The organism is Streptomyces sp. WELS2 (assembly GCF_013870595.1).
Classification (GTDB): domain Bacteria; phylum Actinomycetota; class Actinomycetes; order Streptomycetales; family Streptomycetaceae; genus Streptomyces.
Genome location: NZ_JACBWZ010000103.1, coordinates 1 through 13401, shown reverse-complemented (window position 1 = coordinate 13401; position 13401 = coordinate 1). Strand labels below are relative to the sequence as shown.

At 70.0% G+C, this 13401-nt stretch carries 10 protein-coding genes; 6 read left to right on the top strand and 4 right to left on the bottom strand.

Annotated elements, in window-relative coordinates; genetic code table 11:
- Positions 1-648, top strand: a 648-nt coding sequence (locus tag H5J33_RS09475) for an HAD-IC family P-type ATPase (protein WP_181794442.1), incomplete at its 5' end; no start/stop codon positions are given.
- Between the two features lie 673 nt (positions 649-1321).
- Here H5J33_RS09475 and H5J33_RS09470 read toward each other — a convergent pair.
- The 3 genes from H5J33_RS09470 to H5J33_RS09460 form a co-directional block, all read right to left on the bottom strand.
- A complete protein-coding gene (locus tag H5J33_RS09470) occupies positions 1322-2611 on the bottom strand; it encodes a citrate synthase (RefSeq protein ID WP_181794441.1) in 1290 nt (429 codons plus the stop codon).
- Between the two features lie 197 nt (positions 2612-2808).
- A complete protein-coding gene (locus H5J33_RS09465) occupies positions 2809-5064 on the bottom strand; it encodes an ATP-dependent RecD-like DNA helicase (RefSeq protein ID WP_181794440.1) in 2256 nt (751 codons plus the stop codon).
- Positions 5065-5119: 55 nt separating this feature from the next.
- Positions 5120-5359: a hypothetical protein gene (locus tag H5J33_RS09460; RefSeq protein ID WP_181794439.1), complete on the bottom strand. Its 240-nt coding sequence runs from the start codon at positions 5357-5359 to the stop codon at positions 5120-5122.
- A 346-nt stretch (positions 5360-5705) separates the two neighbouring features.
- On the opposite strand from H5J33_RS09460, the gene H5J33_RS09455 reads away from it, so the two are divergent.
- Both H5J33_RS09455 and H5J33_RS09450 read left to right on the top strand, forming a co-directional pair.
- Entirely contained in the window at positions 5706-6452 is a 747-nt protein-coding gene (locus tag H5J33_RS09455) for a GAF domain-containing protein (RefSeq protein WP_181794438.1), read from the top strand.
- A 75-nt stretch (positions 6453-6527) separates the two neighbouring features.
- Positions 6528-7079 (top strand): hypothetical protein, encoded by a 552-nt coding sequence (locus H5J33_RS09450; protein WP_309485366.1) that lies wholly within the window; start codon positions 6528-6530, stop codon positions 7077-7079.
- 481 nt (positions 7080-7560) lie between these two features.
- On the opposite strand, the gene H5J33_RS09445 is transcribed toward H5J33_RS09450, so the two are convergent.
- The gene (locus tag H5J33_RS09445; RefSeq protein ID WP_258564978.1) at positions 7561-8253 is read right to left on the bottom strand and encodes a DUF2637 domain-containing protein; all 693 of its coding nucleotides are present in this window, start codon (positions 8251-8253) and stop codon (positions 7561-7563) included.
- Positions 8254-8747: 494 nt separating this feature from the next.
- On the opposite strand from H5J33_RS09445, the gene H5J33_RS09440 reads away from it, so the two are divergent.
- The 3 genes from H5J33_RS09440 to H5J33_RS09430 are packed head-to-tail and all read left to right on the top strand — an operon-like array spanning position 8748 to position 13244.
- Positions 8748-9773: a LacI family DNA-binding transcriptional regulator gene (locus H5J33_RS09440; protein WP_030782251.1), complete on the top strand. Its 1026-nt coding sequence runs from the start codon at positions 8748-8750 to the stop codon at positions 9771-9773.
- Positions 9770-11305 (top strand): sugar ABC transporter ATP-binding protein, encoded by a 1536-nt coding sequence (locus tag H5J33_RS09435; RefSeq protein ID WP_181794437.1) that lies wholly within the window; start codon positions 9770-9772, stop codon positions 11303-11305. The genes H5J33_RS09440 and H5J33_RS09435 overlap by 4 nt, the downstream gene beginning before the upstream one ends.
- Positions 11295-13244 (top strand): substrate-binding domain-containing protein, encoded by a 1950-nt coding sequence (locus H5J33_RS09430; RefSeq protein WP_181794436.1) that lies wholly within the window; start codon positions 11295-11297, stop codon positions 13242-13244. The genes H5J33_RS09435 and H5J33_RS09430 overlap by 11 nt, the downstream gene beginning before the upstream one ends.
- Positions 13245-13401: the final 157 nt, after the last annotated feature.

Here is a 13401-nt window from a genome sequence, read left to right as displayed (position 1 = left end):
CTTGAGCACGCCGACCTCGGTGGCGATCAGGTGGCCGGCGTAGTGCGGCAGGGCCGTACGGCCGTCGTGGCGGGCTGGGACGGGAAGGCCCGCGGGGTCCTCGCCGTCGCCGACGCGGTCAAGGAGACCAGCGCCGAGGCCATCCGCGAGCTGCGCCGGCTCGGCCTGACGCCGGTGCTGCTCACCGGGGACAACCGCACGGTCGCCGAGGCCGTCGCCGAGACCGTCGGCATCGACCCGGGGAACGTGTACGCCGAGGTGCTGCCCGAGGACAAGGTGGACGTCGTACGCCGGCTCCAGGGCGAGGGCCGGGCCGTGGCCATGGTCGGCGACGGGGTGAACGACGCCGCCGCGCTGGCCACCGCCGACCTGGGTCTGGCCATGGGCACCGGTACGGACGCGGCGATCGAGGCCGGCGACCTGACGCTGGTGCGCGGGGACCTGCGGGTGGCCGCGGACGCCATCCGGCTCTCCCGCCGGACGCTGGCCACCATCAAGGGCAATCTGGTGTGGGCCTTCGGCTACAACGTCGCCGCGCTGCCGCTGGCCGCCGCCGGGCTGCTCAACCCGATGATCGCCGGGGCCGCGATGGCCTTCTCCTCGGTCTTCGTGGTGACCAACAGCCTGCGGTTGCGCGCCTTCCGGTGAACGGTGACCGAACTCCGGAAACGATCTTCCGATCCCCCTGGAGTCCTGCGCGAACCTCACATAAGCTCTTCACAAGCCTCGCGCATATTCCTTACGCTTGGGCCCCGATTGACATATCGGGGCTCTTGCGCACGTAAAGGACATATGCAAGAGACGCACATCACAGTGATGCGAACGTAACCATCGAAGGGGTTCGAAGGTCTAAGTTGGCGATTGTCAGGCCGACGTCTTGGGGGGCGTCGACTGGCGTCTGGGGATGTCTTGGGGGACTTTCCCAGAAGGGGGTACCTCCCGGCTCGCACGACGTTGAGAGCTTGGGGGAGCGTTGCCGGGGCACGTACACCGGGAAGCTTTGAGCGGCCCTCCCAGCGTGCGCTGTCCCGGCAGACCGCACCGCATCACTGGAGTACGGCGGGTTCGCCCGCGCGTGCTCAGACAGCGATTCAGGCGCTGTCCTCTCCGAGCGCCCGGCCGGATCCCGTGGGGGGAATCCGCACCGGGACATGGGAAGGCGCCCTGGTCGTCGGCCCGTGGGGGGACCGGCGTCTCGGGGCGCCTTCCACCTTTTCCCGCTTGTACGGACGCTCGCGTGCCTCCCGACCGCCCGTGGACGGTCACATCCGAGCGCCGGACCGGGGCCCGTCCGCCTGGACGGACCCCGTACCAGGTGCGCTCAGCGCTCCTCGACCGGGACGAAGTCGCGCTCGACCACGCCGGTGTAGATCTGGCGCGGACGGCCGATGCGGGAGCCCGGCTCCTTGATCATCTCGGTCCACTGGGCGATCCAGCCCGGCAGCCGGCCGAGGGCGAACAGGACCGTGAACATCTCGGTCGGGAAGCCCATGGCCCGGTAGATCAGACCGGTGTAGAAGTCCACGTTCGGGTAGAGCTTGCGCTCGGTGAAGTAGTCGTCGGAGAGCGCGTGCTCCTCCAGCTTCAGGGCGATGTCGAGGAGCTCGTCCTCCTTGCCCAGCGCGGAGAGGACATCGTGCGCGGCGGCCTTGATGATCTTGGCGCGCGGGTCGAAGTTCTTGTAGACCCGGTGGCCGAAGCCCATCAGGCGGACGCCGTCCTCCTTGTTCTTCACCTTGCGGATGAAGGTGTCGACATCGGAGCCGGAGTCGCGGATGCCCTCCAGCATCTCCAGCACCGACTGGTTGGCGCCGCCGTGCAGCGGGCCCCACAGCGCGTTGATGCCGGCCGAGATCGACGCGAACATGTTGGCCTGCGAGGAGCCGACGAGGCGGACCGTGGAGGTCGAACAGTTCTGCTCGTGGTCGGCGTGCAGGATCAGCAGCTTGTCCAGCGCCGAGACCACGACCGGGTCCAGGTCGTACTCCTGCGCCGGGACCGAGAAGGTCATGCGCAGGAAGTTCTCGACGTAGCCGAGGTCGTTACGCGGGTAGACGAACGGGTGGCCGATCGACTTCTTGTACGCGTACGCGGCGATGGTCGGGAGCTTGGCGAGCAGCCGGATCGTGGAGAGGTCGCGCTGCTTCTCGTCGAACGGGTTGTGGCTGTCCTGGTAGAAGGTGGACAGCGCCGAGACGACCGAGGACAGCATCGCCATCGGGTGGGCGTCGCGCGGGAAGCCCCGGTAGAAGTTCTTGACGTCCTCGTGCAGCAGCGTGTGCCGCGTGATGTCGTTCTTGAACGCCGTCAGCTGGTCGACGGTGGGCAGCTCGCCGTTGATGAGCAGGTACGCCACCTCGAGGAAGGTGGAGCGCTCGGCCAGCTGCTCGATGGGGTAGCCGCGGTAGCGGAGGATGCCCGCCTCGCCGTCGAGGTAGGTGATCGCGGATTTATAGGCGGCGGTGTTGCCGTACCCGCTGTCCAGGGTCACCAGACCGGTCTGGGCGCGGAGCTTCCCGATGTCGAAGCCCTTGTCGCCGACGGTGCTGTCGACCACCGGGTAGGTGTACTCGCCGTCGCCGTACCGCAGTACTACAGAGTTGTCGCTCACGTCTTCCCTCACCGACGTAGTGCCTCATCTTCGAGGTGCCCTGACTGTCTCTACCATCCCCCATTTGGCTCAGGAGAGTGCACTCGGGGTCGACCATTGGGCCTATTGACGGCACTCAGTGCCGCCAGCCTGCCCATCCTGCCCCCTTCGCGGGGGTTCCGGAAGTGCTCTGTGACCTTCACGACTCGTTTGATCGATCATTTTGTGCCGAGCCTGAAGTCCAGGGCCGTCCAGCGCCGTCCGGCCGACACCGTGCGCACCGCCTGACCGATCGCCTTGCGTGATCCGACCAGCACGACCAGCCGCCTGGCCCGGGTGACCGCCGTGTAGAGCAGGTTGCGCTGAAGCATCATCCATGCCCCCGACGTGACGGGAATCACCACGGCGGGATACTCGCTGCCCTGCGAACGGTGGATGGTCACCGCGTACGCGTGGGCCAGTTCGTCCAGTTCGTCGAATTCGTACGGGACCTCCTCGTCCTCGTCCGTCAGCACCGTCAGGCGCTGATCGACCGGGTCGAGCGAGGTGACGACGCCCACGGTGCCGTTGAAGACACCGTTCTTCCCTTTCTCGTAATTGTTGCGAATCTGGGTGACCTTGTCGCCGACACGGAAGACCCGCCCGCCGAACCGCTTCTCCGGCGCATCGGGGCGGCCGGGCGTGATGGCCTGCTGGAGCAGGCCGTTGAGCGCGCCGGCGCCGGCCGGGCCGCGGTGCATCGGCGCGAGCACCTGCACGTCCCGGCGCGGGTCCAGCCCGAATTTGGCGGGAATTCGCCGGGCGGCGACGTCCACGGTGAGCCGGCCGGCGGCCTCGGTGTCGTCCTCCACGAACAGGAAGAAGTCCTTCATCCCGTCGGTGAGCGGGTGCTGCCCGGCGTTGATGCGGTGCGCGTTGGTGACCACCCCGGACTGCTGGGCCTGCCGGAAGACCCGGGTGAGCCGGACGGCGGGAACGGGGCTGCCGTCGGCGAGCAGGTCCCGCAGCACCTCCCCGGCGCCGACACTGGGCAGCTGGTCCACGTCCCCGACGAACAGCAGATGGGCACCGGGCGGTACGGCCTTGACCAGCTTGTTGGCGAGCAGCAGGTCCAGCATGGAGGCCTCGTCCACCACCACCAGGTCGGCGTCCAGCGGGCGGTCGCGGTCATAGGCCGCGTCGCCGCCGGGCCTCAGCTCCAGCAGGCGGTGCACGGTGGAGGCCTCGGCGCCGGTCAGCTCCGCCAGCCGCTTGGCCGCGCGGCCGGTCGGGGCGGCCAGCAGCACCTTGGCGCGCCGGGCCCGGGCCAGCTCCACGATCGAGCGCACGGTGAACGACTTGCCGCAGCCCGGCCCGCCGGTGAGCACGGCGACCTTCTCCGTCAGCGCCAGCCTGACCGCCGCCTCCTGCTCGGGCGCGAGGTCGGCGCCGGTGCGGGACTTCAGCCAGCCGAGCGCCTTCGCCCAGTCGACGTCCCGGAAGCCCGGCATCCGGTCCTCGTCGGTGCGCAGCAGCCGCAGCAACTGGGCGGACAGGGAGAGTTCGGCGCGGTGGAAGGGCACCAGATAGACGGCGCTGACCGGCTCCCCGTCGCCGTCGGGTCCGGGCACCTTCTCCCGTACGACGCCGGGGTCGGCGCCGTCCTCGGGGGGCTCGGCCAGCTCGGCCAGGCACTCGATGACCAGCCCGGTGTCGACCTGGAGCAGCTTGACGGCGTCGGCGATCAGCCGCTCCTCCGGCAGGAAGCAGTGCCCCTGGTCGGCGGACTGCGACAGCGCGTACTGCAGGCCGGCCTTCACCCGCGCGGGGCTGTCGTGCGGGATGCCGACCGACTGGGCGATCTTGTCGGCGGTGAGGAAGCCGATGCCCCAGACGTCGGCGGCGAGCCGGTACGGCTGCTCCTTGACGACGGAGATGGACTCGTCGCCGTACTTCTTGTAGATCCGCACGGCGATGGAGGTGGACACCTCGACGGTCTGGAGGAAGAGCATGACCTCCTTGATCGCCTTCTGCTCCTCCCAGGCGTCGGCGATCTTCTTGGTGCGCTTCGGGCCGAGACCGGGCACCTCGATCAGGCGCTTCGGCTCCTCCTCGATGATCCGCAGGGTGTCGAGGCCGAAGTGCTGGGTGATGCGGTCGGCGAAGACCGGGCCGATGCCCTTGACCAGCCCGGATCCCAGATAGCGGCGGATGCCCTGGACGGTGGCGGGCAGCACGGTCGTGTAGTTCTCGACGTGGAACTGCTTGCCGTACTGGGGGTGGGAGCCCCAGCGGCCCTCCATGCGCAGGGACTCCCCCACCTGGGCACCGAGCAGCGCGCCGACCACCGTGAGGAGGTCACCGGCACCTCTGCCCGTGTCGACGCGGGCGACCGTGTAGCCGTTCTCCTCATTGGCGTATGTGATGCGCTCCAGCACGCCCTCGAGGACGGCGAGACGCCGTTCACCGCTGGAGTTCCCCGCCTGTCGGTCCATGATCCGACGGTACCGGTGGGGTCTGACAGCCCGCCCGGGCGGCTGGGCCCGTGCTTCAGCCGGCCTTCTTGCCGGTCTTGTCGCCGGGTGACAGGAGCGTCTTCAGACGCATGAGGAACGAGGCGCGTGGCTCACTGGCTCCGCTGAGGCTCGCTCGTACGCTCTCGAAGTCCATGGAGCGCAGCGCCGTCGCTTTCCGCTTCATGTACTCGGCCGGATCTCTTTCGAACTCGCGTACCGCCGGGTCGGTGTCTAAGACGACCCCGCTCCACACCTCACTGTGCGCAGTGCTCATGCTCGCGCTCCCCCCCGGGTTCGACTCGGAGGACGGGTGGCTCCCGCCGTTCTGGGTCGGCATGCGCCCTCCAAGCGTTGACGGTACAGTCTCGGCTGATGGCTTGTCAGCGTCAATCCGACGCTATGGCTTACGGATTGACACATCCGCCCGGTTCAAGAGGCTGACATCGTCCTTGAACGAACCGTCCGCCTCCCGGTCACGGTCTGGACACCTTCCGTCACCGTATTGATACCCAGAGACACGCCCAGCGAAACGACAGAACCACCCACTTGGCCTAACTCTGCGTGTAGGCTCCGTCGCTATGTCCTTGAGTGGATTACGGGTGGGCTGGGGTACGGCCACCATGGGGACGCTGAGCGTCGTCACCTATGTAGCGCCGATCGTCCTCGGTCTTGGCCTGAAACTGCCGATATGGATCGCCATGACCGTCATGGCTGTCGGCGTGATCGCCACGGTGGCCACGGTCATCGTCTCCCGGCGGGAGGCGACCGCCGCCCGGCGCGACCTCGTCACCGCCGAACAGGCCGCGAAGGTCGCCGCGGAGCGCGCCCGCGGGGCCATGGAAGACGTGCTCACGGTGCTGGTCCACCACATCGGGGAGATCGTCAGCGCGAACAGCAGGAGCACGCGCGGTCAGCTCCAGCAGCAGATGAAGCAGGCGATCGTCTCCCTCACCGCCCAGCTCATCGGACCGGACAACGCGCGTGCCTGTGTCCTGGAGGTCGACCCGGCGTCCCAGCAGACCGGCGTCCGGGAGATGAAGTGCCTGAACGGCCTGTGGATGGGGCGGGCGGAGGCACCGCGGACGGTGTTCCGCGAGGACCAGGCGCGCGGGGCGTCCCTGCTGAAGCTGATGGACGACCGCAAGAGCACGTTCGTCGAGAACGTCGACGCGCTCGATCCCGCGCTCCGCCCCGAGACGGACTCGTACAAGACCTACATCACCGCCACCATCACGGCCGCCGGCAAGGACGCGTTCGGCGTCCTGTGCGTGGACGCCCCCTGCCCCGGGGACCTCCGCAAGGAGGACATCCGCCTGGTGGAGGTCCTGGCCCGCCTGCTGGGCGCGGCGCTGGCGGTACGCCGCTGAGTCTGTGCACAGCTCTCACCCGGAGCCGAGCCGAGCGGCTCGTACGGGTGCGCGACCTCTCGGCGGCCCGGCTCGTTGAGCAGGCCGTACGAGCCGTACTACCTGTCGTACCACTCGCTGACGGTGCGGCCGTTGGTGCTGGGGCCGGACAACGTGCCGGTGATCGCGGACGAGAAGCAGGCGGAGGCGGATCCCCCGCTCGCGGTGCTGTCCGCGATGACACACGGGCGTGGGCCGGGGGCGACGGCCATACTGGAATCCCTGGCATCCGCCCCGCGGACCATCGACTCCGACAGTGCCGCGGTCTTCGCGCAGTTCGTCGACTCATGCCTGGTCGATCCCCAGGCGAAGCAGATGTGGAGGGACCTGATGACGGCTGTCCAGTACTTCTGGAGTCACCCGCTGGCTGAGCAGGTGCGTGAGGAAGGACGGGAGGAGGGGCTTCAGCAGGGGCGTCTTCAGGACCGGCAGGAGATGACTCTCCGCGTCCTGGAGTGGCGCGGCATCCCTGTGCCCGACGACGTCCGTGAGCGGGTTATGGGCCGCGAGGATCTCGATCAGCTGGAGGTCTGGGCACAGCGCGCCGTTCATGCCACGGACGCGGCGGAGTTGTTCTCCGACAAGTGAGCACGTGACCGTTGGGCCGCTCGCTTTCCGGGCCGTGTCGGGCTTCCGCGAGGTGAGTCAAGGGCGCTGCGCGTCGCCTTCGGCGATGGCCCTGCGGGCCACCCTTGACACACCTCGCTCCAGCCCGGGGCGTAAGCGAGCGAGCGGCCCGGAGGTGCGGGGGGCGCCGGGCCGGTACCGGGCCCCTGTGTGGGTTGCGTGGTGCTGTTGGTGGGGGGCGCGGGGGGTTTCCGGCGGCACGCCGGGTGTGTTCGGCGACCTGCGGCCCCGTGGGTGGCGCGCGGGGCGCGGGTACGCCCGTCGGCGCACCGGGACCGCCGGCGGCTTACGGCCCGGTGGGTCGTGCGCGGGTGGCCTCCCGGCGGTGTGCCGGGGAGGGGGCTGCCTTTGGAATAAGCGGTCCAGAACGTGGGGGGGGGGCGGCAGCTCTCTCTCGTCGGCCCGGCCCCGCGCAGCCGGTGTTCGGCGGAACGGTTCCGCGTTATCTGCCGTGGCGGGGTCTCTCCTGGCTCTGGGGAAGCGTCAGGGTGATCTGGCGGATCAGTTGCTGGAAGCAGGCGAGGGACGCGAGCGCCGGGAGCGCGGCCCCCGCGACGCCGGTGACGGTTCGGTCGGCCTGGGCCACGCACAGGACCATCGCAACCGAGGAGAACAGCACGACGATGCACCACGAGTGCACGGCGCGGCGCTGATGCAGTGCATTGCGGAGGATGGAGAGGGACGCCGCCATCCACGGGCCGTACACGAGGAGGGGCCACCAGGCGATCATTCCGCCGTTCACACCCGAGGTGGCATGCCGCAGCGGACCGTAGGCCGCCATTCCGCCGAATACGCTGACCATCGCCACGAGGACGGCCACGAGTGCGGCGATCGCGAAACTGCCGGCCCGCATCCACTTGATGTGGTTTCCCGGAACCCGCCTCTTTCGGTGTGCCGCCCCCGCAGGCGGACGTCGGCCGGGAGAGAACTGCCCGGTGAGCCGCGCCAGTTCCTCCATCGGGTCGGGGAAGTCGAGGCCGGGTGCGGGCTCGGTGCGCGGTGGCGGGACGGTGGCCGGCTGATCCGCCGGAGCGGTGCCCTGCAAGAGGCTGGCGAGTTCTTCCGCCGGGTCCCAGTAGGCGTCCGCGTACCATTCGGGATGGGTGAAAGGCGACCCGGTGTATTCCTGATTCATAAGGCTCCCCCGTCAGACGCTGTCCAAGTGGCGGCCGATGTTTCGCCGGGCGTTCCATCGTGAGCCCGCTCCGCCAGGTGGGTGCATTGTTGGACCGAATGTCAGCAAACCGCCCGTCGACGGGCTATCCTTCCCCGTGTCCCGGTGAAGCAGGCCGTGGAACCTCGTCGTCGTCATATTCGGCTAACGCCACCCCCTCTCCTCCAGATGCGCGGCAAATGAGTGAACGCGGCGGCTGGAAAACGTTACGGAGAGCTTTTTTTCATTTCTGTCATTTCGTCTGCGTGCGCGTCCGGTCCGCCCGCCTGCGTGTCGGCGGTCCACGACCGCCCGGGTCGGCCCCCCTTCGGCGCCGGCCCGCCCCGCCGTCCCCGCCCTCCACGGTCACGATTGGGTTTCGGCCAACCTCATCCCCTTGCTCCCGCCCCGTGTAATCGTTTCCAATCCTCCTGACCGCAGGATGTAATCGATTCCACGAGGAGGTGGAGCCGGCGATGGCGAGCATCAAGGATGTCGCCGCTTCGGCGGGGGTCTCCGTGGCCACCGTGTCACGCGTGCTGAACGGCCATCCGTCCGTCAGCGCCGACGCCCGGGAACGGGTGCTGGCCGCCGTGGCCGCCCTCGGGTACCGGCCGAACGCCGTCGCGCGGTCCTTGCGGACCGACCAGACCCACACCCTCGGGCTCGTCATCAGCGACGTGCTGAATCCTTACTTCACGGAGCTGGCGCGGTCCGTCGAGGAAGAGGCCCGGGCGCTCGGGTACAGCGTCATCATCGGGAACGCCGACGAGCGGCCCGAGTTGCAGGACCACCACGTGCGGAACCTGCTGGACCGGCGGATCGACGGGCTGCTCGTCTCCCCCACCGACGGCGGGTCGCCGCTCATGCTCGACGCCGCCCGGGCCGGGACTCCCATGGTGTTCGTCGACCGCTGGATCCCCGGCGTGGACGTGCCCGTCGTACGGGCCGACGGGCGGGCCGCCGTGCGGGATCTCGTGGCGCATCTGTACGGGCTCGGGCACCGGCGGCTCGCCATCATCGCCGGACCCGCCGCCACCACCACCGGCAGTGAGCGGGTCGAGGCGTTCCGGGCCGCCCTCGCCGAGTACGGGCTGCCGTTGCCCGACGCCCGCATAGGCCAGGGCGACTTCCAGGCCGAGAGCGGGCGGCGGGTCACCGAGGGGTTCCTGGACCTGCCGGAGCCGCCCGACGTGGTCTTCGCCGCCGACAACCTGATGGCGCTCGGCGCGCTGGACGCCGTACGCGCCCGTGGGCTGCGGGTGCCCGACGACATCGCGCTGGCCGCGTTCGACGACATCCCGTGGTTCGTGCACACCGATCCGCCGGTCACCGCGATCGCCCAGCCCACCGGTGAGCTGGGCCGGGCCGCCGTACGCGCGCTGGTCGACCGGATCGAGGGGCGTACCCCGCGCTCCGTGACGCTGCCCGCCCGGCTCGTCGTACGCCGCTCGTGCGGCGAGCCCCCCACCCCCTCCCCAGTGCAAAGGAGCACGACGTGAGCAACCCGGACGAGTTGCTGCGCATCGAGGGCATACGGAAGACCTTCCCCGGCGTGGTCGCGCTCGACGGCGTCGACTTCGATCTGCGCCGGGGCGAGGTCCATGTGCTGCTCGGTGAGAACGGGGCCGGCAAGAGCACGCTGATCAAGATGCTCTCCGGTGCCTACACCCCCGATGCCGGCCGGATTCTCGTGGGCGGTGAGGAGGTGCGCGTCCACGGGGCGCAGGACGCCGAGCGGCTCGGGATCGCCACCATCTACCAGGAGTTCAACCTGGTGCCCGATCTGACCGTGGCCGAGAACATCTTCCTGGGGCGGCAGCCGCGCCGCTTCGGGATGATCGACCGGAAGCGGATGGAGGACGACGCCGCGACGCTGCTGAAGCGGGTCGGGGTCGACGTCTCGCCCCGGGCTCGGGTGCGGGAACTGGGCATCGCCCGGCTCCAGATGGTCGAGATCGCCAAGGCGCTCAGCCTGAACGCGCGCGTGCTCGTCATGGACGAGCCGACCGCCGTGCTCACCTCGGAGGAGGTGGAGAGGCTCTTCGCCATCGTGCGGGGGCTGCGCGCCGACGGGGTGGGCATCGTGTTCATCACCCACCATCTGGAGGAGATCGGCGCCCTGGGCGACCGGGTCACCGTCATCCGGGACGGGAAGAGCGTCGGGCAGGTGCCCGCCTCCACACCCGAGGACGAGCTGGTCCGGCTGATGGTGGGGCGGTCCATCGAGCAGCAGTATCCGCGGGAGCGGACCGGGAAGGGCGCCCCGCTGCTGACCGTGGAGGGGCTGGGCCGGGACGGGGTCTTCCACGACGTCGGTTTCGAGGTGCACGCCGGTGAGGTCGTCGGCATCGCGGGGCTGGTGGGCGCCGGGCGGACCGAGGTGGTGCGGGCCGTGTTCGGCGCCGACCCCTATGACCGCGGGGTCGTGCGGGTCTCGGGCACCGAGCTGCGCCGGCATGACGTGAACGCCGCCATGGAGGCCGGGATCGGGCTCGTGCCGGAGGACCGCAAGGGGCAGGGGCTGGTGCTGGACGCCTCCGTCGAGGAGAACCTGGGGCTGGTGACGCTGCGCGCGGCCACCCGGGCGGGGCTCGTGGACCGCAAGGGCCAGCGGGCCGCCGCCGAGCGGATCGCCGGGCAGCTCGGGGTGCGCATGGCGGGCCTCGGGCAGCCGGTGCGGACGCTGTCCGGCGGCAACCAGCAGAAGGTCGTCATCGGCAAGTGGCTGCTGGCCGACACCAAGGTGCTGATCCTCGACGAGCCGACGCGCGGGATCGACGTCGGCGCCAAGGTCGAGATCTACCAGCTGATCAACGAGCTGACGGCCGCCGGTGCCGCCGTGCTGATGATCTCCAGCGATCTGCCCGAGGTGCTCGGCATGAGCGACCGGGTGCTGGTGATGGCCCAGGGCCGCATCGCCGGCGAACTCTCCGCCGACCAGGCCACGCAGGACGCGGTGATGTCCCTGGCCGTCTCCACCCCCACCACCGACAAGACCGAGACCGAGAAGGAGGCCACCCGTGGCCACTGACACGCTCAAGAGCCGGCCGGGCGCGAGTGGCGCCCCGGGCGGCCTGCGCCGGCTGCTGCTCGACAACGGCGCGCTCACCGCGCTGATCGTCCTCGTCATCGCCCTGTCGGCGCTGTCGGGTGACTTCCTGACCACGGACAACCTGCTGAACATCGGCGTGCAGGCCGCGGTGACGGCCGTCCTCGCCTTCGGTGTGACGTTCGTGATCGTCTCGGCGGGCATCGACCTGTCCGTGGGGTCCGTGGCCGCGCTGTCGGCGACGATGCTGGGCTGGAGCGCCACCGCGCACGGGGTGCCGGTCGCGCTCGCCGTCGTCCTGGCGGTCGCCACGGGTGTCGTGGCCGGTCTGGTGAACGGTTTCCTCATCGCCTACGGCAAGCTGCCGCCGTTCATCGCGACGCTGGCCATGCTGTCGGTGGGGCGCGGTCTGGCACTGGTGATCTCGCAGGGCTCCCCCATCGCGTTCCCCGGCTCGGTCTCCCACCTCGGGGACACCCTCGGCGGCTGGCTGCCGGTGCCGGTGCTGGTCATGGTGGTGATGGGGCTCGTCGCCGCCGTGGTGCTCGGGCGGACGTACATCGGCCGGTCCATGTACGCGATCGGCGGCAACGAGGAGGCCGCCCGGCTGTCGGGCCTCAGGGTCAAGCGGCAGAAGCTCGCGATCTACGCCCTGTCCGGGCTGTTCGCCGCCGTCGCGGGCGTGGTGCTGGCCGCCCGGCTGTCCTCGGCACAGCCGCAGGCCGCCGACGGCTACGAGCTGGACGCCATCGCGGCCGTCGTCATCGGCGGTGCCTCGCTGGCGGGCGGCACCGGCAAGGCGTCGGGCACGCTGATCGGCGCGCTGATCCTGGCGGTGCTGCGGAACGGGCTGAACCTGCTGTCCGTGTCCGCGTTCTGGCAGCAGGTCGTCATCGGTGTGGTCATCGCGCTGGCGGTGCTGCTGGACACCGTGCGCCGCAAGGCCGGTGCCGTCCCGGTGGCCGCCGGCGCGGGCGGGCCGAAGGGGAAGCAGGCGGTGACGTACGGGCTGGCGGCCGTGGTCACCGTGGCCGTGGTCGGCGCGACCTCGCTGCTGCACGGCGGTTCGTCCGCGTCGTCGAATCCGCGGCTGGGCCTGTCCCTGTCCACCCTGAACAACCCGTTCTTCGTGCAGATCCGGTCCGGCGCGCAGGCCGAGGCGAGGAAGCTGGGCGTGGACCTGACCGTCACCGACGCCCAGAACGACGCCTCCCAGCAGGCCAACCAGCTGCAGAACTTCACCAGTACGAACCTGGACGGGATCATCGTCAACCCGGTGGACTCGGACGCGGCGGGCAACTCGGTGAAGGCCGCCGGCAAGGCGGACATCCCCGTCGTCGCCGTGGACCGGGGCGTCAACCACGCCTCCGTGGCCACCCTGGTGGCCTCCGACAACGTCGCCGGCGGCGAACTGGCCGCGAAGACCGTCGCCGAGAAGCTCGGCGGCACCGGGAAGATCGTCATCCTCCAGGGGCAGGCGGGCACCTCGGCGGCGCGCGAGCGGGCGGCCGGGTTCGCCAAGGGCCTGAAGGCCTACCCGGGCATCCGGGTGCTGGCCCAGCAGCCCGCCGACTTCGACCGCACCAAGGGGCTGGACGTGATGTCGAACCTGCTCCAGGCCCACCCGGACGTGCAGGGCGTCATCGCGGCCAACGACGAGATGGCACTCGGCGCGATCAAGGCGCTCGGCTCCAAGGCCGGGAAGTCGGTGCAGGTCGTCGGCTTCGACGGCACCCCGGACGGACTGACGGCGGTCAAGAACGGCACGCTGTACGCGTCGGTCGCCCAGCAGCCCTCGCAGCTGGGCCGGATCGCCGTGGACAACGCCCTCAAGGCGGTCCGGGGCGGGAAGGTGGCGCCGACGGTGAAGGTGCCGGTGAAGGTGGTCACGAAGGACAACGTGACCGGTTTCACCGGCTGACGGACCACAAGGGCGGGCCGCGCCGGGAGTTCCTCCCCGGGCGGCCCGCCGAGGTCATCTCTCAGGGGAGTCAACTGATGTACGACTACGACCTGCTGGTCGTCGGTTCGGCCAACGCGGACCTGGTGATCGGCGTGGAGCGGCGGCCGGCCGCGGG